This is a genomic window from Xanthobacter autotrophicus, from assembly GCF_030015065.1.
Taxonomy (GTDB): Bacteria; Pseudomonadota; Alphaproteobacteria; order Rhizobiales; family Xanthobacteraceae; genus Xanthobacter; species Xanthobacter autotrophicus_D.
In genome coordinates, this window is sequence record NZ_JAIVFN010000005.1 from 1 (window position 1) to 19,743 (window position 19,743).

A 19,743-nucleotide genomic window follows, 5' to 3' on the forward strand; every position below is an offset into this window, starting at 1 on the left:
CTGCCCTCCCTCGCAAGCGGGAGAGGGTTCCCTTTGCGCCGGGTCGCGGCAGCAGTCTTTCAAGCCGGAGCACCTCCCGGCCCCATCCCATCGAGGACACAGCATGAAACCTCAGATCATCCAGTATTGCCCGCTGATGCCGGGCCTTGAGGCGGCGCTGGCCGAGCGCTTCACCGTGCACCGCTTCTTCGAGGACAAGGACCCCGAGGGCTTCCTCGCCCGTCATGCGGTTGCCGTTCGCGGCTTCGTCACCGGCGGCCATCTCGGCCTGCCGCCGGACCTCGGCGCGAAGCTGCCGGCGCTGGAGATCGTCGCCATCAACGGCGTGGGCTTCGACAAGGTGGACCTCAATGAGGCCAAGCGCCGGGGCATCCGCGTCGCCAACACGCCGGACGTACTCACCGAGGACGTGGCGGATCTCGCCATCGGCCTCACCATCGCGCTGCTGCGGCAGATCGTGAAGGGCGATGCCTATGTGCGCGCCGGCCAGTGGCTGGGCGGGGATCTGGCGCTGGGCGCCAAGGTCTCGCGGCGGCGCTTCGGCATCTTCGGGCTGGGCCGCATCGGGCGGGCCATCGCGCGCCGGCTGGAAGGCTTCGACGCGCAGATCGCCTACAGCGATCGCGCCAGGCTCGACGTGCCCTATGAGTTCGAGGCGACGCCCCAGGCGCTGGCGGCGCGCAGCGACGTGTTCGTGGTGGCGGCGGCGGCTTCCGCAGAGACCCGCAATGTCATCGACCGTTCGGTGATCGACGCCATCGGGCCCGGGGGCGTCATCGTCAATGTGGCGCGCGGCTCGCTGGTGGATGAAGCGGCGCTGCTCGCGGCGCTGAAGGAAGGCCGCATCGGCGGCGCCGCCCTCGACGTGTTTGCCGACGAGCCGCGGGTGCCCGACGGTTTCTTCGGCCTCCCTAACGTGGTGCTCACGCCCCACATGGCGAGCGCGACGACTGAGACCCGGCAGGCCATGGCCGACCTGGTGCTGGCCAATCTGGTGGCGCATTTTTCCGGCGAGCCCTTGCCCACCGCCCTGGTGTGAGGCCGGAGGGCGTCAGCCCTCCCGCGCCATCCGCTCGTCGCGGGCCGCGGCCACCTCATCCGCCAGCGCCTCCAGCGCCGGGTCGGGGATGCCGTGGGCCCTGAGCCCGGCGCAGGTCTGGAACAGATACTCCGCGGCCGAGCCGATGGCGCCTGAGGCGCTGGCGAGCCGGCGGACGATCTCGGCGCGGGGCAGCCCGCCGGCATATTGGCAATTGGCCCGGTTGATGGTGAAGGAGATGGCGCTGCCGAAGCGCACGCCATCTGCATCGAAAACGTCCAGCCAGCGCGGAACATAGGCACCCGACAGCATCTCCCGCCGCCACAGGATGGCGAGCTCGCGCTCCAGGATGTCCTCGTCGATGCGCAGGGCGACCCCGGCGCAGGCGCCGCCCTCGTCGAGGCCGAGGGTCAGGCCCGGATTGTCCGGCGTGCCGCGCCCGATTAGGGTGGTGAGGCAGAAGGCGCGATGCCAGCCCTCGATGCGGCCGGTCCGGCACTCCAGCGCATGGACCGTGGGGTTCCAGATCAGGGAGCCGTAGGCGAACAGCCAGGCGTCCCCGTCCGGGCGCGCGTCCAGGGTGGCGCGCAGCGAGGCGGCGCGCTCCGCGTCGGTGAGCACGCGCAAGGCGGGGGCGTCCCGTGCCGCGATGGCGTCGATGCCCCCGGATTCGATCAGTTCGCGGGTGAGATGCTGAATCTTCATGGCGTCGAAGCCATATAAGCAGGAACTGCGCCAATGGAATGGCCAGGGTCTGGCTTCGGTGGGGCGTCCAGGGTGCGATCCGGTCAGATTGCGTCAATCTGACCGGTGAATTGCCCCCTCGCCTGAAGATGGAGAACGCGCGATCCGGTCAGATGTTCAGGCCGGGAACACTTTCGGGCGGCCCGGCTCCAGCCTCGCGAGGCGGTGGGCGATGCCGAGGGTGGCGAAGGCTGCGGCGAGGTCCGCCGCGCTCTCCTTGAAATGCACCCAGCCGTCGGTATGGGCGGCAACCAGGGTGGCGCCGGGAAAGGCGCCGGCGGTTTCCAGCGCGTCGTTGGCGTCCATGGTCATGTGGAAGCGGCCGCGCGGCTCCGCCGAGCCGGCGAAGACGATGACGACCCTGGGCGAGAACCGCCGCGCCACCTCGGCCACGCCGTCATAGAACACCGTGTCGCCGGTGACGTAGAGCAGGTCCCCCGGCGCGTCTCGGCCGAGGAGGAAGCCCACCACGTCGCCGGAAATGGGCTCGATCCCCGGCGGGCCGTGGCGGGCGGGGGCGGCGGTGACGAACAGCCGGCCCTTGCCGGGCACGTCGAGGATGGCCGTCTCGAACGGGGCAAGTCCCGCGATGGTTTCGCCGCCGAGCCGCGTGGCGCCGGCCTGCGTGGTGAAGACGGCCCCCGCCTTCGGCAGCAGCGCGCGGCCGGCATGGTCGAGATTGTCGAGGTGCTGGTCGTGGCTGAGCAGCACCGCATCCAGCGGCAGCACCGCCTCCGCATCGAGGGCGGGGCCGATGGTCTTCTCGAAGTGCACCGGCGCGGTCTGGTAGAGCCGGGGCGGGTCGAAGGTGGGATCGGTGATAAGGCGCAGGCCGCCGGTCTCGATCAGCACGGTGGGGCCGCCGATCAAAGTGAGGGAAAGGTCGGCGGACGTGCTGTCCATCGTGCTGTCCATCGTGCTGTTCATCGTGCTGTTCATGGGGGCCTCCTGTTTCGCGCGGCGACAATGGACTCCCGCGGTCTGCGCGAAAATCCGCTATTGTTGCGCAATGGCCGATCATTTCCGCACAGGGTTCGACTGGGAGGACGCCCGCTTCTTCGCGGCGCTGGCGCGGCACGGCAGCCTGTCCGCCACGGCGCGGGCGCTGGGCGTCAACCACGCCACCGTGGCCCGGCGCGTCGCCGCCATGGAACAGGCGCTGGGGGAGAAGCTGTTCGAGCGCCGGCCGGACGGCTATGCCCTCACCCCGGCCGGCGCCCGCGCGCTGGAAGCGGCCGATGCCATGGAGAAGGCGGCCCGCCGCCTCGCCGGCGCGGCGGCGGAGCAGCCGGTGGGCGGGCTGGTGCGCATCAGCGCGGTGCCGAGCCTCGCCGACCTCTTCCTGGTGCCGCGCCTTGCGGCGCTGGCCGAAACGCATCCCGCCATCGACATCGAGATCGCCGCCGACCGCCGCGTGGTGAGCCTCGCCCGCCACGAGACCGACATCGCGCTGCGGCTGGGCTCGCCCGGCGATGGCGACGTGATCGCCCGGCGGATGGCGCGCGTGGCCTTCGGCTATTACGCCGCGCCGGCCTGGGCGCAGCGCCTCGCGGCCGGGGCGGCGCCCGTCTTTGTCGGCTTCGACGAGGCCAATGCCCACCTGCCCCAGGCCGGCTTCCTCGCCCGCCAGTTCCCGCGTGCGAGGCTCGCCCTGCGCGCCAACACCCAGGCGACGCAGGCGCTGGCGGCGCGCGCGGGGCTCGGCATCGCCCTGCTGCCGCATTTCATCGGCGCGGCCGACGGGGCGCTGGTGCCGGTGAAGCTGGGCGCGGTCGCGCCGGCGCGGGACCTCTTCCTCGTCTCCAATCCCCTGAGCGCGGACGACAGGGCGGTGCGCACGGTGCGCGATTTCCTCGCCGCGCTGTTTCACGCGGAGGCCGCGTTGTTTTCCGGCCCCGACGATTGAGGCCCGCCCCCGCCTTTTACCGCCGCGCCCGCCTCCCTATCTGAGGGGCGGGGCGATCCGACAGGAGCACGCGCCGGCCTGCCTGCGCCGCAAGCGGACCGGACGACGCGTTCTCTTTCCTGAACTCCGGAGCCCGAGCTGGCTCCGGCGCGGTTGAAGGCAGGGTCACATGGTGCAGCTTTCCATTCTCGATCTGGTGCGGGTGCGGCAGGGGTCCGGCCCCCGCGAGGCCCTCGACAATGCCCGCGATCTGGCGGCCCACGCGGAAGAGTGGGGCTATCGCCGCTTCTGGGTGGCCGAGCATCACAACATGCAGGGCATCGCCAGCGCCGCCACCTCCGTGGTCATCGCCCATGTGGCCGCGGGCTCCCGGCACATCAGGGTGGGGGCGGGGGGCATCATGCTGCCCAACCATGCGCCCATGATCATCGCCGAGCAGTTCGGCACGCTGGCCCACCTGTTCCCCGGCCGCATTGACCTCGGCCTCGGCCGCGCGCCGGGCACCGACCAGAACACCATGCGGGCGCTGCGCCGCTCGCTGACCAATTCCGACCACTTCCCTAATGACGTGATCGAGCTTCAGGCCTATCTCGGCGCGGCCGAGCCGGGCCAGTCCCTGTTCGCCGTGCCCGCCACCGGCACCAATGTGCCCCTGTGGATTCTCGGGTCCAGCACCTATGGCGCGCAGCTGGCGGCAGCGCTGGGCCTGCCCTATGCGTTCGCTTCCCATTTCGCGCCGGCGGACCTGATCCCGGCGCTGGATCTGTATCGCGCCCGCTTCCAGCCCTCGGCGCAGCTCGCGCGGCCCTATGCCATGGCTGGCCTCAACGTGGTCGCCGCCCAGACCGACGAGGAGGCTCGCCGGCTCGCCACCACCCAGCAGATGTCGGTGGCGGACATCTTCCGCGGCGCCCGCGGCCTCAGCCAGCCGCCCATCGACGACATCGAGACCTACTGGAGCCCCATGGAGAAGGCGCAGGCCGCCCGCTTCCTCGCCCGCTCGGTGGTGGGCGGCCCGGAGCGGGTGCGCGCCGGCATCGAGGCGTTCGTGGCCGAGACGGGGGTGGACGAGGTGATGATCGTCTCCGACGTGTTCGACCACGAGAAGCGCCTCGCCTCTTATCGCATGATCGCGGACGCCGTGCCCCACGCCGCCGACTGGGAAAAGTCGGCCGCGTGAAGGGGCCGTATCTGGCGCGATACGCAGTTTAGAATGTTTAGAAAAGAAGTATGTCCACCGTGGCGCCAACAACATGCGTCAACGGGGCGGATTGGCATAGGTCTTTGTTCCGGTGTAGCCATGAATTACTCTGGAAGCCGGTCCCCTTGGGTTGATCAACCTGGGCGGGTCGGGTCCGGGGGGCTTGTGAACATGGGCGAAGCATCCGGAGGCTGACCCGTCGCGGTTCGGGGGCGCCCTTGCCGTCCTCGATGCCGCCGCTCCACCGGGCGAGCCGGTGCGGATGATCGCCATGTCCGTCTCTTCGGATCGGGGGCCGGCACCCCGTGGTCGCCGGCGCGCCGGCGGGCGCCGTCCCGTCCCTGGCCCAAACCATCGGGCGGGCCGTTCGTTCAGGCCCGCAGGCAGGATTTCAGCGTGCAGATTTCGCATCCCGTTCCCCCGCCGGCCCGGAAACATTCGGATACGGGCGGGAAAACAAACGACGCGCCGGGGTCCTATTGCGGTCACCTCGGCAGTGACAATGGCCGCCATGTTCTGGTCTGCCTGCTTCCTCCCCACCGTCACCGGGCGGCGCATCCACGACGCCGCGCGCCGGGAGGCGCGCGCATGCCGGTGAGGCGGGGCGGGACGCTGGCCATGGCCGGGCTGCTCGGCGCGTTGGTCCTGTCGGGCTGCGCGGTGGGACCCGATTACGAGACGCCGCTCATCGCCGTCCCCGAGCACTGGGGCAGCGGGCGCGGCGCGGTGGCCGAGGCCGCGCCGCAGCTGCAGCGCTGGTGGCGGCGGCTGGGCGACAGCGTGCTCGACGGCATGATGGAGGAGGCGGTGGCCGGCAATCTCGACGTGGCGACCGCCAAGGCCAAGGTGCGCGCGGCCCGCGCCACCTATCGCCAGCAGGTGGGCGCCCTGTTCCCGCAAGTCACCGGCAACGCCTCCGCCACCCGTGGCGACAATGGCGGCAATGTGAGCGCGGGCGGCGACGTCACCGTCTCCAGCACCTATGGCGAGTATCAGGCCGGGCTGGACGCCAGCTGGGAGATCGACCTGTTCGGCGCCAACCGGCGCGGGGTGGAGGCCGCCGCCTACGGCTCGGATGCCGCCGTGGACGATCTCGACGCCGCGCTCGTCACCCTCGTGGGCGACGTGGCCACCAACTATATCGACGCCCGGGGTTATCAGGCGCGCATCGCGCTGGCCCGGCGCACCGCGAGCGCCCAGCGCGAGACCGCCGCGCTGACCAAGCGCAAGCTGGATGCCGGCGGCGCCTCCGCCGTGGACGCCGCCAACGCCGCCGGGCAGGCGGCCTCGACCGAGGCGGACATTCCGGAGCTGGAAGCCGCCTATGCCCAGAGCATCCATCGCCTGTCCGTGCTCACCGGGCGGGAGCCGGCGGCGCTGGTGCAGCGCATGGCGCGGGTGCGGGCGGTGCCGGCGCCGCGCCTGCCGGTGCCGAAGGGCATTCCCGCCCAGGTGCTCACCAGCCGTCCGGACGTGCGCGCCGCCGAGCGCCGGCTCGGCCAGTCCACCGCCCTGGTGGGGCAGGCGGAGGCCAATCGCTATCCCTCCATCAGCCTCGCCGGCCAGCTGAACACCACCGGCACGCAGGTGGGGGACCTGGCGCGCGGCTCCTCCATCAGCTGGTCGTTCGGGCCGACGTTGACGGTGCCCATCTTCACCGGCGGGCAGCTGAAGGCGGCGGTGGAGCTCGCCGAGGCGGAGCGCGACCAGTCCTTCCTCGCCTATCGCGCCGCGGTGCTCACCGCGCTGGAGGACGTGGAGAATGCCGCGGTCTCCCTCGCCAAGCAGCGCCTGAAGGCGGGACGGCTCGCCGCCTCCGCCGCCGCCTACCGCGAGGCGGCGCGGCTCTCCCGCGCGCTCTATGCGGGCGGGTCGTCGAGCTTCCTCGACGTGCTCACCGCCGAGCGCTCCCTCTATGCGGCCGAGACCGCGCTGATCGAGAGCCGGGTCGCCACGGCGACCAATTACGTGGCCCTCAACAAGGCGCTGGGCGGCGGCTGGGACGGGGCGGTGGACACCGCGACCCCGGCGGTGGTGGACCAGAACACCGGCCCCCATTTCGCGCGCCTGCCGGCGCCGGCGATCCAGTGAGGGGACGGACATGAACGCCCTTCCCCCCTTCGAGGCGCCCGCCGCCGCCACCCACCGCGCCGCGCCCCGGCGGCGCCTTCTGTGGCGCTGGGGCGCGCTCGCGGCGCTCGTCGCCGGTGCGGCCTATGCTTATGCGGTCTACAGCGCGCCGGCCCCCGGCAGCGGCCTGATGACCGCCCCCGTCACCCGCGGCGACGTGGCGGAGACCGTGCTCGCCAGCGGCACGCTGAAGCCTTCGAGGCTGGTGGCCGTGGGCGCGCAGGCGTCCGGCCGCATCACCTCGGTCAAGGTGCGGCTGGGGCAGAAGGTGAAGGCGGGCGATCTCGTGGCCTTGATCGATTCCGTCACCCAGGAGAACTCCCTGCGCACCGCCGAGGCCGCCCTCGCCAATGTCCGGGCCCAGAAGGCGGAGAAGGAGGCGACCCTCGCGCTCAACGAGCGGACGCTGGCCCGCCAGCGCACCATGGTGGCGCAGAAGGCGGTGTCGCAGGCCGACTTCGAGACCGCTGAGGCGGAGGTGAAGGTGACGGCCGCGCAGCTCGCGGCGCTGGAGGCGCAGATCGTGGAGGCCGCCATCGCGGTGGAGACCGCCCGCGCCAATCTCGGCTACACCCGCATCACCGCCCCCGTGGACGGCACCGTGCTCGCCCTCGTGGCCCAGGAGGGCCAGACGGTGAACGCCACCCAGTCGGCGCCCACCATCGTCATCCTCGGCGCCCTCGAGGTGATGACGGTGCGGGCGGAAATCTCGGAAGCCGACATCGTGAAGGTGGCGCCCGGCATGCCGCTGTGGTTCACCATCCTCGGCGCGCCGGAGCGCCGCTACGAGGGCCGGCTCGACTTCATCGAGCCGGCGCCGGAATCCATCAAGAGCGACAGCAGCTTCTCGACCACGACCTCGTCGTCCTCCTCGTCGTCGTCGACCTCGTCGTCGTCCTCGGCCATCTATTATATCGGCGTGTTCAACGTGCCGAACCCGGATGGGCGGCTGCGCACCTACATGACGGCGGAGGTGCACATCGTCCTCGGCGAGGCGAAGGGCGTGCTCACCGTGCCGTCCACGGCGCTGGAGCGGGATGGAAGCAGCGACAGCGTGCGCGTGATGGGGGCCGACGGGACGCTGGCGCGCCGCCGGGTGGAAGTGGGCCTCAACGACAAGATCACCGCCGAGATCCGCTCCGGACTCAAGGACGGTGAGCGCGTGGTGACGGGCGAGAGGGTGCAGGGCGCCGCCACCACCTCGCGCATGCCCGGCCCGCCCATGGGGGGGCTCTAGCCGATGACGCGCGCGAGCCCCCGGCCCCTCATCGAGCTGTCCGGCCTCAGCCGCGCCTATCCGGCCGGCGAGGGCGCCATCACGGTGCTGAAGGACATAAACCTCACCATCGCCGAGGGCGAGATGGTGGCCATCGTCGGCGCCTCGGGCTCCGGCAAGTCCACCCTCATGAACATCCTCGGCTGCCTCGACCGGCCCACCGCCGGCAGCTACCGCATCGCCGGCACCGAGACCTCGGACCTCGACCCCGACGCCCTCGCCGCGCTGCGCCGGGAGCATTTCGGCTTCATCTTCCAGCGCTACCACCTGCTCTCGGAGCTCACGGCGCTGGGCAATGTGGAGATCCCCGCCATCTATGCCGGCGCCGAGGCCGAGGCGCGGCGGATGCGGGCCGAGGGCCTTCTGGCGCGGCTCGGCATGGCGGACCGCACCGCCCACCGGCCGGGCCAGCTCTCGGGCGGCCAGCAGCAGCGGGTCTCCATCGCCCGCGCCCTGATGAACGGCGCGCAGGTGATCCTCGCCGACGAGCCCACCGGGGCGCTGGACAGCCGGAGCGGCGCCGAGGTGCTGCGCATCCTCGACGAGCTCCATGCCGAGGGCCGCACCATCGTCATCGTGACCCACGACATGAGCGTGGCCGAGCGGGCGGAGCGCATCATCGAGATTCGCGACGGCGAGATCGTCGCCGACCGTCCCCGGTCGGCAACGGGCAGTTCCAGTCGCCCCGGGCGCTCCCCGCCCGGGCCGGCGGAAGGGCGGACGCCTGGGCCGGCGCGGGGGCCGGTCCAGGCGTCACCGTCCCGCGCCGCCCGCGCGCAGGCCTTCGCCGGACGCCTGAGGGAGGCGTTCCTGATGGCGCTCCTCGCCATGGCCGCGCACCGGCTGCGCACCTTCCTGACCATGCTCGGCATCATCATCGGCATCGCCTCGGTGGTGTGCGTGGTGGCGCTGGGCGAGGGCTCGCGCCGGCGGGTGCTGGCCAACATCTCCAACCTCGGCACCAACACGCTGGAGATCTTCGCCGGCCGCACCTTCGGGGACACCCGGTCGGGCCGCATCACCACCCTGGTGGTGGCGGATGCCGACGCGCTCGCGCGCCAGCACTACGTGGCCGCGGTGACGCCCACCGTCTCGACCCAGAAGACGGTGCGGTTCGGCGCCATCGAGGCCAACGCGCTGGTGAACGGGGTGGGGGAGGGCTATTTCGCCGCCCGGGGCACCAGGCTCGCCCAGGGCCGCTTCTTCGATGCCGGCAGCGTGCGCGCCCTCGCCCTCGATGCGGTGATCGACGAGAACACCCGCAAGGCCCTGTTCAAGGACACAGATCCGCTGGGCCAGGTGATGCTGGTGGGCACGGTGTTCTGTCGGGTGGTGGGCGTCACCGCGCCCCAGCAAGGCGGGTTCGGCGGCAGCCAGAACCTCTCCATCTACCTGCCCTACACCACGGTGCAGGCCCGCTTCCTCGGCAGCACGTCGCTGCGCTCCATCACCGTGCGGGTGGCCGACGACACCGATGTCGCCCTCGCCGAGCAGCAGGTGACGCGCTTCCTCACCCAGCGCCACGGCACCAAGGACTTCTTCATCCTCAACACCGACGACATCCGCAAGACCATCACCGCCACCACCCAGACCATGACGGCGCTGATCGCGGCCATCGCGGTGATCTCGCTGCTGGTGGGGGGCATCGGGGTGATGAACATCATGCTGGTGTCGGTGTCCGAGCGGGTGGGCGAGATCGGCGTGCGCATGGCGGTGGGCGCGCGGCAGGCCGACATCCTCCAGCAATTCCTCATCGAGGCGGTGCTGGTCTGCCTCGTGGGCGGCATAGCCGGCATCGCGCTGGCGCTCGCCTTCGGCGCGGTGTTCGCGCTGACCGGGTCCAATTTCCAGCTGGTCTATTCGGCGGCCTCCATCGTCGCCGCCGTGGTGTGCGCGAGCCTGATCGGGGTGGCCTTCGGCTATCTGCCGGCCCGCAACGCCGCGCGGCTCGACCCGGTGGCGGCGCTGTCGCGGGACTAGAGAACGTGCCGATCAGCCTGCGTCGCAAGCTGATCGGATCGCGTTCTCTTTCTTGAGTTTAGAGGGCGATTCACCGAGCAAATCGCATCAATTTGCTCGGATCGCGCTCCAGAGCATGAACGAAAGACGAGCGGACGAAAGACAGAGCCCGTTCCCATCGGATGGGGGCCATCCGATGGGAACGGGCTTCAGGGCGGCACAACCATTGCTAAGCAATCCTGAAAGGCCAACCGTCATGAACCCACCCTCGGTCCACACCGCCCTCTCCCCCGCCGCGACCGCCGCGGGGCGGGCCCGGGCGCGGGCGCGCCGCCTGCTGGTGCCGGTGCTGGCGCTCGGCGCGATCATCGCCGTCGGCACCGTGCTGTGGCATCGTGTGCCCATGCGCACGCGCATCGCCTGGGAGGGCTATCGCTCGGCGCTGTTCTCCGCCGGCCCGGTGCTCGCCATCGGCGACAGCATCACCTACCAGGCCGCGCCCGCGAGCCTGTGCGGCGAGAAGGTGACCAACGCCGCCGTGCCGGGGGACCGGATCGGCGACCTGCTGGCGCGCGCGCCCGTCCTGCTGCGGCTGATGGAACCGAAGCGGGTGGTGGTGGCCATCGGCATCAACGACACCGGCCCCGGCCACATGGACATCGCCGAATGGCGCGCCCGCTACCGCACCCTGCTGGGCCTCTTCCCCAAGAGCTCGCTGGTGCTGGTGGAGGTCAATCCGGTGGATCCGGGCCATCCCGGCTACGTGCCCCTGCACGACCGCGACTTCATCGCCCGGCAGAACGCCACCATCCGCACGCTGGCGCAGGAGACCGGGGCGAGCGTGGTGCCGGCGCCCGCCGCCGTCGCGACGGTGGACGGGCTCCATCTCACCAGGGAAGGCGTGGCGCAGTGGCGCCAGCGCCTCGCCGCCGCCGGCTGCGCCGGGTGAGGCTTCGCCCCCGGATGGCGTTCCGCTTTCGCACTTTCCCAGCGTCCGGAACGCGCGCCGATCTCAAATGAGAGGGCGATTCGCCGAGCAAACCGGTCCCATTCGCGGTGGGTCTCAGTTTGAAAGCCGACGGCTCCGACCGGGCGCGGTCTTGCTCCCTCTCCCGCGTGCGGGTGGAGAAGGAGCAAGACCGCGCCTCGTTTCAAGGTGGGACACGACTCAATTCGCTCGGATCGCGCTCCAGCGTCCTCTATAAGGGCGCCGCTCGCCGCGAGTCTCCCTGGTTGAAAGCAGGGCGCGGCGCGCGTTGGCGTGATGCGTCGTCTTCGTGCGGGCTTGCCCCGGCGCGCGCGGGACCGCTGTGAGGAAGTCGAGCCCATGAGTTCCATCCTGGCGAGCCTCCTCGCCCTCTTCGCCATCTGCGGGGGCGCTGTCGTCGGCCTCTGGCTGGCGCCCAAGCTGCCGGAGCACCACCTGACCGGGGAGACCGGCACCGCCGTGTCCGTGTCCATGGCGGTGGTGGGCACGCTGGCGGCCCTGGTGCTGGGCCTGATGGTGAACAGCGCATCGACCTCCTTCAGCGCGCGCACCGCCGCCATCGAGGCGCTCGCCGCCGACATCATCAAGCTCAACCGCGTGCTGCTCGGCTACGGGGCCGAGACCGCCGAAATCCGGGATGACCTCGCCATCTATGCCCGCAACAAGGCGGACGAGCTGTCCCAGCCCGTCTCGCCCACCGACGAGGTGGGCGTGACCACCCTGCACGAGCTCGAGGCCATCAACGACCAGGTCCTGCGCCTCGAGCCGAAGACCGACCGCGAGCGGCACATCCAGGCCCGCGCCATCAGCCTCATCGAGAACATGGTGGATGCCCGCTGGACGCTGGTGGAGAAGTCCAGGATGGTGATGCCCGGCCCGTTCTTCGTGATGCTGGTGGCGTGGCTGTCGCTGCTGTTCGCGAGCTTCGGACTGTTCGCGCCCAGGAACGCCACCGTCATGGCCTTCCTGCTGCTCGGCGCCACCGCCATCGCTGGCTGCGTGTTCATCATCCTGGAGCTGGGCGCGCCCTCCCAGGGGCTGATCCGGCCCTCGGCCGATCCGATCTACCAGGTGGTGAAGGAACTGCAGATCACCAATGTGCGCACCGTCCGCGGCCCGGCCTGACCGCCCCGGAAACGGTAGGGCGGCACCAAGGTAACGCACGCTGCCCTTTCGGCGCGGAAATTCTGCCGCAACGCAGCAAAGACCCTTGAGCGGGCTCGCCTTTCACGCTTATCTCAAGGCGAGGGGCACGCCATGCACATGATCCGACACGCCAGTTCCGTGATGCGCCGCATCTCCGGCGACGGGAGGGGCTGAGCCATGCGCCTCGTCTGCCTGCCCCATGCCGGCGCCTCGGCGGCGCTGTTCCGACCCTGGAAGGTCACCCTTTCCGGCATCGCCACCGTGGACAGCCCGGAACTGCCGGGGCGCGGCGCCCGCTACGGCACGCCGTTCGCCACCGACATCGCGGCGCTGGCCGACGACCTCGCCGACACGCTGGCGCAGAGGAGCGTGCCGCTGGTGCTCTACGGCCATTCCATGGGCGCGCTGCTGGCCTTCGAGGTGGCGCGGTCCCTCGCCCGGCAGGGGGTGGGGGTGGCCGGGCTGGTGCTGTCGGGCCGCGCCGCCCCGCACCTCGACGGCCCGCCCCGCGCCCGCCACACCATGACCGACGCCGAGCTGGTGGCCGAACTCGCGGCCATCGGCGGCACCTCGAAGGAGGTGCTGGCGCAGCCGGACGTGCTCGCCATGACCCTGCCGGCGGTGCGCGCCGACTTCCGCATGGTGGACACCTACGCCTTCAAGCCGGGTCCGGCCTTGCCGGTGCCGGCGGTCATCCTCGGCGGCACCGAGGATGCGGCGACCCCGCCCGAAACCCTCCACGCCTGGACCGAGCTGATCACCGGCCCGCTGGCGGTGGAAACGTGGCCCGGCGGCCATTTCTTCGTGCGCGAGCAGGAGGCGCGGCTGCTCGCCCTGCTGGCCAAGGTCATCCCCGCCTGGCGGGCCGCCCGCGCCGCGGTGGTCTGAACGGGATCGGCGACGCCTTTGGACATCCACCTCAAAGCCTCGCCGCGCGCTGCTCTGAAAACGTTTTCGGAGACCACCGGCCTTCCCGTCCCTCCGCTGGGCGCGGGGGAGAGCTTTGTGGCGCTGGCGCGGGTGGCGGATCTCGCCTTGCAGCCGGGCTTCGACCTGGCCCTGCCCGAGGCGGAGGAGGCGCGCATCGCCCGCCTCCTGAAGGCGGACGACCGCGCCGCGCGCCGCGCCGCCTGGCGGCTCGCGCGCCTGCTGCTCGGCGCCGTGCTGGGGTGTCCCCCGGCCGCGGTGGCGGTGACGCGCGCCCTCAACGGCCGGCCCCGGCTCGACGGCGCGGGCGAGGAATATCGCGACCTGGACTTCAACCTCGCCCATTGCGCCGACGCGGTGGCGGTGGGCCTCGCGCGCGGCGGGCGCATCGGCGTCGACGTGGAGGACCCGCGCCCGCTCGACGTGTGGACGGACATCGCCCGCGACATGTTCGATCCCGCCGACCATGCCGCCTGGCGCGCCGCGCCGAAGGAGGCCCGCGCCGCCGCCGCCCTCGCCGTGTGGTGCGGCAAGGAGGCGGTGCTCAAGGCGACGGGGGAGGGCCTCGCCGGCGATCCGCGCACGGTGAGGCTGTTCCCGGCCGGCGCCCCGGCGGTTTTCGCGCGCGGGGGGCGGCGCCTGCTGGTGGCCGCCGGGACGCAACTGGCGCCCACCGGCTTCGCCTATGCGGTGGAGAGCGATCGCCCGCCCCATATTGTTGTGCTGACTTCCGACGGCTGGCGCTCCGCCGCGCCCTGAGGCCGGCCGCCGGCGGAAGCAGAGCCGGGCCGGATGGACCGGACCATATGGCCTGCGCCCGGTCCCGGCCGCGCCATCGCGGGTCCCGGAGACCGGCCAGCCGATCAAGCGGATGTGCCCCGGTCCGCCAACCTGTCGCGTTGGGCACGGCCCCGGCGGCGTGCCATGCGAGCCGACCGGGGCGGGGGAGACCACCAGCCGTGAGCGAAGCCATCGCGCGCGACGACAAGCGCCTGTCCGCCTTCCTCGGCAAGCTGCGCGCTCCGGCGCGGCGCGAGCTGTCCCTGGCCTATGGATTCGCCTTCGTCGCCGGCCTGTGCGTCATCGCCCAGGCGGCGCTGGCGGCGCGCCTCGTGGATCTGGTGATCTTTGCCCACCGGCCGCTGACCGAGGCGGGCATCGAAATCGCCGCCTTCCTTGCCGCCGTCGCGCTGCGGGCGGTGGGGTGGGCGGCGCCCTCAGAAATGCAGGTTCAGAAGGGGAGGTGCACCTTGATGGCGCGGCTGCGGTCGAACCTGCTGGACCATGTGGCGCGCCTCGGCCCCGCCGGGCTCACCGCCCTGCGCACCGAGGAAACGGTGGCGGCGCTCTCCGCCGGCATCCGGGCGGTGGAGCCCTATTACACGCGCTATCTGCCGGCTTCCCTCATGGCGGTGCTGCTGCCGCTGGCCATCCTCGCGGCGGTGTTTCCCCTCGACTGGGTGTCGGGCCTGGCGGGCTGGATGGTGCTCGCCGTGCTGCTGGCGGCGGCGGCGAGTCTGTCCCATGTGGGGCTCATGGCCGCCTCGGGCTGGTTCATCACCGCCATGGCGCTGGCCGGCGCTGCCGGGGCGGCCATGAATCCCTTCACCGCCTCCGCCGCCATCCGCGCCTTCGCCCTCGCCCGCACGGCGGCGCGCCATGGCGAGAGGCTGGTGGGCCACGACGCCACTTTGCGCTTCCTCGCCCGGCTGCGGCCGTGGTTCTTCGCCCGGCTGGTGCCGCTGGCCCCGGCGGCGCTGGAGGCGGAGCGCTCCGGCGATCTCCTCGCCCGCCTGCGCACCGATATCGACCGGCTGGAGTTCGCCTTCCTGCGCATTCTCTCGCCGGTGCTGGCGGCCCTTGTGGTGGTCGCGGTGGCGGCGGCGTTCGTGGCCGCCCATGACGGCGCCATCGCGCTCCTGCTGCTCGGGCTGGCCCTCGTCGCCGGGGCCGGGGTGCCGGCGCTCGCGCATGGGTTGGGCGCGGGCGCCTCGCGCCGCCTCGCCGCCGGGACCGGGGCCTATGAGGCGGCGCTGGTGGATCATCTGGAAGGCGCGGCCGAGCTCGCCATCTACGATCCCTCAGGCCGCCACCGCCTGCTGCTGGAGGCGCAGGGCGACGCTTTGCTGGCCGACGAGCAGCGCCTCGCCAGCCTTGCCGGCGCGGCCTCCTCCGGAGTGGGGCTGGTGGCGCAGGTCGCCTTTCTCGGGGTGCTGCTCATGGGCGCCCCGGCGGTGCTCGGCGGCGCGCTGGGGGCGTCCGACTGGGCCATGCTGGCCCTGGCTGCCCTCGCCGTGTTCGATGCCCTGGCGCCCCTGCCGCTGGCCATGCAGGCCCTGCCGGCGACGCTGGCCAGCGCCCGGCGCATCTTCGCCCTGGTGGACCGGGCTCCCCCGGTGGACGAGGCCGGAGCATCGTCGGCCCCGGCCGAGGGGGCGCTGGTTTTTGCCGGCGTGGGCCTGACCTATCCCGGCGCGGCGGGACCGGCGCTGGTGGACATCGACCTCACGCTGGCGCCCGGCCGGCATGTGGCGGTGGTGGGCTCGAGCGGCTCGGGCAAGTCGAGCCTGGTCGCCCTCGCCCTGCGCTTCCGCGCGCCGGACCGGGGCGTCATCACCTATGGCGGCGTCCCGGTGGAGCGGATCGAGGCCGACGCCCTGCGCCGGCGGCTCGCCGTGCTCCAGCAGCACGACCACCTGTTCGCCGACACGCTGATCGACAATCTGCGGGTGGCGGACCCCCATGCGCCGGCCGGGCGGTGCGCCGCCGCCTGCGCCACGGCGGGCATCCTGGGCTTTGTCGAAGCGCAGCCGTTGAAGTTCGACACCTTCGTCGGTGCCCACGGCGCCAGCCTGTCCGGCGGAGAGGCGCGGCGCCTCGCTTTCGCGCGCACGCTCATGAAGGACGCGCCGATATTGATGCTCGACGAACCTCTTGAAGGTCTGGATGCGAAACCCGCCCATGAGGTGATGTCGGCGGTATTGGATGCCGCCCGCGGCCGCGCGCTGCTGCTGCTCACCCACAGCCCGATCGGGCTTTCGCGGATGGATGAGATCGTGGTGCTGGAAGAGGGGCGCATCAGGCGGCGCGGGCCGCCGGAGGAGGTGCGGCCGCCTCTGGATAACCCTGATCTGATATAAGGTTAGGTCCTGCTCCGCCGCTCCCGCTCGTCCCAGCCGCCCAGTTCCTCATTGGGGAAGGGGCCGCCGGGGCGAGGGGTTCCGGCGAGGCGCAGGGTGCGGTCGAGCAGCACTTCGTAGATGGGCTTGCCGCCCAGCGCCTCGGCCACGAGATTGGCGGTGACACAGGTCAAAATCACTGGAATGAGAAGGCCATAGGCGCCGGTAAGTTCGGCCACCAGCACCATGCCCACCAGTGGTGCCCGCACGGTGGAGGAGAACAGCCCGCCCATGGCGGCGATCCCGAACGCCGCCACCGCATCCGCAGGCAGCGGCACCACGAGCGCCAGCAGGGTCGCGAACAATACCCCCGCGGCGGTGGCCATCGCCAGGATCGGCGCGAAGATTCCGCCAGGGATTCCAGTGGAGTAGCTCGCCATGGTCATGACGAAGCGGATGAGCACGATGCCCGCCAGCGTCAGCGCCGGCAGGCCGAGGCCGGGCAGGGAGACGGCCAGCGTCTCGCCGCCGAAGGTCGCCTCCGGCCGCAGCAGGATGAGCGGCCCCACCGCCGCCCCCACCAGCACCGGCAACAGATAGGGCGAGGCCTTCAGCGCCAGCATCCGCGCGCCATCCAGGGACGCCACCAGAGCCCGGTTGAAGGCGACACCCACCGCCCCCAGCACTGCCCCCAGGGCCAGGAAGGCGGGCAGCAGCAGGAGCGGCATTTCCGGCACGTCGAGCTTCATGTCCGGGCCGGTTCCGCCGATGGCCTCGGCCATCACCGCACTCGCCGCCGAGCACAGGATGACGGCGCTATAGGTGCGCAGGCCATAGGGAAACTGGCGCCGCGTCTCCTCGATCACGAACAGGATGGCGGCCAGCGGGGCGTTGAAGGCGGCCGCGAGCCCGGCCGCCGCGCCGGCGGCGAGCAGGCCGCGTGTGTCCCTTGTGTCGAGCCCGACCGCGTCCGACAGGGCCTTGGTGATAGCCGCGCCCATGTGGATGGTCGGCCCCTCCCGCCCGGCCACGAGACCCGAGCCCAGCGCCAGCACGCCGCCCGCGAACTTCACCGGCAGCACCCGTTTCCACCGCACCGGCCGCAGGCCCTCCAGTGCCCCTTCGATTTCCTGCACGCCCGACCCCGCCGCCTCGGGCGCGAAGGCGCGCACCAGCGCCACCGACGCCGCCACCATCATCGCCGCCACCGCGGACATGGCGAGGTAGAGAAAGGGGCCGTCGAGGTGGGCGCGCACCAGGTCCGGCCATCGGGAGAGCCCATCCACGGCCATGTGGAAGAGCGCGCCCACCGCGCCCACCACGAGCCCCGCCCCGGCGGCGAGGACATAATAGACGGCGTCTCGCGGCGTCCGGCGGGGATCGGCAGGCGCGGATGGCTTCACGCAGGGACCTCGGCGGCAGGAGAGGGGGCGCAGGTGCTCCCTTAACAGGTGCTCCCTTAAGGCTTACCGGAGGCGGGTGCGCCGGAGCAAGCGGCCCCGGTCTCAGGTCGCTTGGAACATGGGGGCCGAGGCAGGCCGCAGCGTGCGGGGCGCCTCCTCACCATGGAGGTGCAGCACCCGGTCGTGCAGGTCGGCGAGGGTGGAGCGGTGGCCGATGGAGACGAAGGCGGTGTCGGGCAGCCGCTCCCGGAGCAGGGCATAGAGCGCCGCCTCGGAGGTCTCGTCCAGGGCCGAGGTGGCCTCGTCCAGCAGCAGCACGTCGGGGGCGTCCAGCAGCGCGCGGGCGATGGCGAGGCGCTGCTGCTCGCCGAGCGAGAGCACGTGGGGCCACAGGGCCTCCTCTTCCAGCCGGGCGGCGAGGGCCGGCAGGCCGACGGCGTCGAGAACCTCGGTGAGGCGGATCCTGGGCACCGTGTCCACGGGGTGCGGATAGGTGAGGGCGACATCGAGCCGGCCCACGGGCACGTAGGGCTTCTGGGGCAGGACCAGCAGGCGATGGGCGTCGTTCCGGTGCACCGTGCCCGATCCGAACGGCCAGATGCCGGCAATGGCGCGCAGCAGCGTGGTCTTGCCGGCGCCGGACGGGCCGGTGATGAGCACCCGTTCGCCCCGGCCGATGGCGATCTCATCCGTGCGGACGAGGGGAGCCCCGCCCGGCAGGCGCACGTCGAGGTCGCGCAGGGTGAGGCCGTGGGACCCGGCCGCGCGCGCCGAGCCGAAGGCCGGTACGTCCGCACCGACGCGGGCCCTGGCGATGGCCGCCTCGAAGCCGGTGAGCCGGTTCACCACCGAGGTCCACTCGGCCAGGGTGACATAGCTGGAGATGAAGAAGGAGAAGGAGCCCTGCACGGAGGAGAAGGCGCTCGCCGTCTGCATCAGCTGCCCGAGCTGGATCTGGCCGGCGAAATAAGCGGGGGCGACCACCACATAGGGGAAGATGGTGGAGATCTGGTTGTAGCCGGCGGTGAACCAGGTGAGGCGCTTCTGCGCCTTCATGAGATCGACGAAATTGCCGAAGATGCGGGAGAAGCGGCCGTCGAGCTTGCGATCCTCCGCCGGCGCGCCGGCGAGCAGGGCGATCTGCTCGCCATTCTCGCGCACCCGCACCAGATCGACGCGGAAATCGGCTTCGTAGCGCTGCTGGTTGAAGTTCAGCTTCACCAGCGGCCGGCCGATGAGGTGGGCGATGAGCGTGCCCACCGCCGCATAGATCAGCGCCGCGAAGAACAGGTAGCCGGGAATATGGATCTCGTGCCCGAACAGCGTCAGCCCCAGCGGGCCGGAGAGATTCCACAGGATGATGCTGAAAGAGAGCAGCGAGACGATGGTACCCAGCAGCCCCACGCCCACCGCGATGGTGCGGTTGACGAAGATCTGCACGTCCTCGGAAATGCGCTGGTCCGGATTGTCGGCACTATCGCCCGACAGGCGCAGGCGATAGTGCACGTCATCGGAGAGCCAAGCATCAAGATAGCGCTTGGTGAGCCAGCGCCGCCAGCGGATCTCCAGCCCTTGCTTGAGATAGACCTGGTACACCGCCACCACGATGGCACCGGCGGCAAGGCCGCAGAAGATCAGGATCTGCGTCTGGAACGCCGGGAAGTCCTTGTCCTGGATGGCGTTGTAGAAGGCCACGTTCCACTCGTTAAGCAGCACGGTGGCGAACACCCAGGCAAGTTCCAGGGCGATGACGGCGGCGAGCAGGCCGATGGCGGTCCACCGCTCCTCGCTCCTGAAATAGGGCATGGCGAGCCGGCGGATGTCGCCGACGAGGGTGAGAAGCGCGCGCACGAAGAACCTCTCATGACACCAAGTGCGCGCAGCTTTGCCGGCTGGCGCATGACC

Annotated in this window: 15 protein-coding genes; 11 read left to right on the forward strand and 4 right to left on the reverse strand. The window is 71.5% G+C overall.

Going from position 1 to position 19,743, the window contains the following annotated elements:
• Positions 1-103: 103 nt before the first annotated feature.
• Positions 104-1,039 carry a 2-hydroxyacid dehydrogenase gene (locus K9U40_RS02345; protein ID WP_282888637.1) on the forward strand — a complete coding sequence of 312 codons (936 nt, stop codon included), beginning with the start codon at positions 104-106 and terminating at the stop codon, positions 1,037-1,039.
• A 12-nt stretch (positions 1,040-1,051) separates the two neighbouring features.
• On the opposite strand, the gene K9U40_RS02350 is transcribed toward K9U40_RS02345, so the two are convergent.
• Positions 1,052-1,744 carry a gamma-glutamylcyclotransferase gene (locus K9U40_RS02350; RefSeq protein ID WP_282888638.1) on the reverse strand — a complete coding sequence of 231 codons (693 nt, stop codon included), beginning with the start codon at positions 1,742-1,744 and terminating at the stop codon, positions 1,052-1,054.
• A 156-nt stretch (positions 1,745-1,900) separates the two neighbouring features.
• A complete protein-coding gene (locus K9U40_RS02355) occupies positions 1,901-2,686 on the reverse strand; it encodes an MBL fold metallo-hydrolase (protein WP_282888639.1) in 786 nt (261 codons plus the stop codon).
• On the opposite strand from K9U40_RS02355, the gene K9U40_RS02360 reads away from it, so the two are divergent.
• From K9U40_RS02360 to cydC, 10 genes are all read left to right on the forward strand, one after another.
• Positions 2,676-3,689, forward strand: a complete 1,014-nt coding sequence (locus tag K9U40_RS02360) for a LysR family transcriptional regulator (protein ID WP_282888640.1) — start codon at positions 2,676-2,678, stop codon at positions 3,687-3,689. The genes K9U40_RS02355 and K9U40_RS02360 overlap by 11 nt on opposite strands.
• A gap of 169 nt (positions 3,690-3,858) precedes the next feature.
• Complete coding sequence (locus tag K9U40_RS02365) at positions 3,859-4,869, forward strand: LLM class flavin-dependent oxidoreductase (RefSeq protein ID WP_282888641.1); 1,011 nt, start codon at positions 3,859-3,861, stop codon at positions 4,867-4,869.
• Positions 4,870-5,478: 609 nt separating this feature from the next.
• Positions 5,479-6,981, forward strand: a complete 1,503-nt coding sequence (locus K9U40_RS02370) for an efflux transporter outer membrane subunit (protein WP_282888642.1) — start codon at positions 5,479-5,481, stop codon at positions 6,979-6,981.
• Positions 6,982-6,991: 10 nt separating this feature from the next.
• On the forward strand, positions 6,992-8,257 hold the full coding sequence (locus K9U40_RS02375) for an efflux RND transporter periplasmic adaptor subunit (RefSeq protein WP_282888643.1): 1,266 nt from the start codon (positions 6,992-6,994) through the stop codon (positions 8,255-8,257).
• Between the two features lie 3 nt (positions 8,258-8,260).
• Positions 8,261-10,276, forward strand: a complete 2,016-nt coding sequence (locus K9U40_RS02380) for a MacB family efflux pump subunit (RefSeq protein ID WP_282888644.1) — start codon at positions 8,261-8,263, stop codon at positions 10,274-10,276.
• A gap of 235 nt (positions 10,277-10,511) precedes the next feature.
• A complete protein-coding gene (locus K9U40_RS02385; protein ID WP_282888645.1) occupies positions 10,512-11,204 on the forward strand; it encodes an SGNH/GDSL hydrolase family protein in 693 nt (230 codons plus the stop codon).
• A gap of 378 nt (positions 11,205-11,582) precedes the next feature.
• Positions 11,583-12,368, forward strand: a complete 786-nt coding sequence (locus K9U40_RS02390; protein WP_282888646.1) for a hypothetical protein — start codon at positions 11,583-11,585, stop codon at positions 12,366-12,368.
• 198 nt (positions 12,369-12,566) lie between these two features.
• On the forward strand, positions 12,567-13,277 hold the full coding sequence (locus K9U40_RS02395; protein WP_282888647.1) for a thioesterase II family protein: 711 nt from the start codon (positions 12,567-12,569) through the stop codon (positions 13,275-13,277).
• Between the two features lie 18 nt (positions 13,278-13,295).
• A complete protein-coding gene (locus tag K9U40_RS02400; RefSeq protein WP_282888648.1) occupies positions 13,296-14,075 on the forward strand; it encodes a 4'-phosphopantetheinyl transferase family protein in 780 nt (259 codons plus the stop codon).
• Between the two features lie 200 nt (positions 14,076-14,275).
• The gene (cydC, locus tag K9U40_RS02405) at positions 14,276-16,456 is read left to right on the forward strand and encodes a thiol reductant ABC exporter subunit CydC (protein WP_282888649.1); all 2,181 of its coding nucleotides are present in this window, start codon (positions 14,276-14,278) and stop codon (positions 16,454-16,456) included.
• Between the two features lie 2 nt (positions 16,457-16,458).
• Here cydC and clcA read toward each other — a convergent pair whose 3' ends face one another.
• Together clcA and K9U40_RS02415 are read right to left on the reverse strand one after the other, a co-directional pair.
• The gene (gene clcA / locus K9U40_RS02410) at positions 16,459-17,838 is read right to left on the reverse strand and encodes a H(+)/Cl(-) exchange transporter ClcA (protein WP_282888650.1); all 1,380 of its coding nucleotides are present in this window, start codon (positions 17,836-17,838) and stop codon (positions 16,459-16,461) included.
• A gap of 102 nt (positions 17,839-17,940) precedes the next feature.
• On the reverse strand, positions 17,941-19,689 hold the full coding sequence (locus K9U40_RS02415; protein ID WP_282888651.1) for an ABC transporter ATP-binding protein/permease: 1,749 nt from the start codon (positions 19,687-19,689) through the stop codon (positions 17,941-17,943).
• Positions 19,690-19,743 lie beyond the last annotated feature (54 nt).

Bases quoted from the DNA above. Each gene is read 5' to 3' on its own strand.
- K9U40_RS02345 (WP_282888637.1), top strand. From the start codon at position 104: ATGAAACCTCAGATCATCCAGTATTGCCCGCTGATGCCGGGCCTTGAG.
- K9U40_RS02350 (WP_282888638.1), bottom strand. From the start codon at position 1,744: ATGAAGATTCAGCATCTCACCCGCGAACTGATCGAATCCGGGGGCATC.
- K9U40_RS02355 (WP_282888639.1), bottom strand. From the start codon at position 2,686: ATGGACAGCACGTCCGCCGACCTTTCCCTCACTTTGATCGGCGGCCCC.
- K9U40_RS02365 (WP_282888641.1), top strand. From the start codon at position 3,859: ATGGTGCAGCTTTCCATTCTCGATCTGGTGCGGGTGCGGCAGGGGTCC.
- K9U40_RS02370 (WP_282888642.1), top strand. From the start codon at position 5,479: ATGCCGGTGAGGCGGGGCGGGACGCTGGCCATGGCCGGGCTGCTCGGC.
- K9U40_RS02375 (WP_282888643.1), top strand. From the start codon at position 6,992: ATGAACGCCCTTCCCCCCTTCGAGGCGCCCGCCGCCGCCACCCACCGC.
- K9U40_RS02380 (WP_282888644.1), top strand. From the start codon at position 8,261: ATGACGCGCGCGAGCCCCCGGCCCCTCATCGAGCTGTCCGGCCTCAGC.
- K9U40_RS02385 (WP_282888645.1), top strand. From the start codon at position 10,512: ATGAACCCACCCTCGGTCCACACCGCCCTCTCCCCCGCCGCGACCGCC.
- K9U40_RS02390 (WP_282888646.1), top strand. From the start codon at position 11,583: ATGAGTTCCATCCTGGCGAGCCTCCTCGCCCTCTTCGCCATCTGCGGG.
- K9U40_RS02395 (WP_282888647.1), top strand. From the start codon at position 12,567: ATGCGCCTCGTCTGCCTGCCCCATGCCGGCGCCTCGGCGGCGCTGTTC.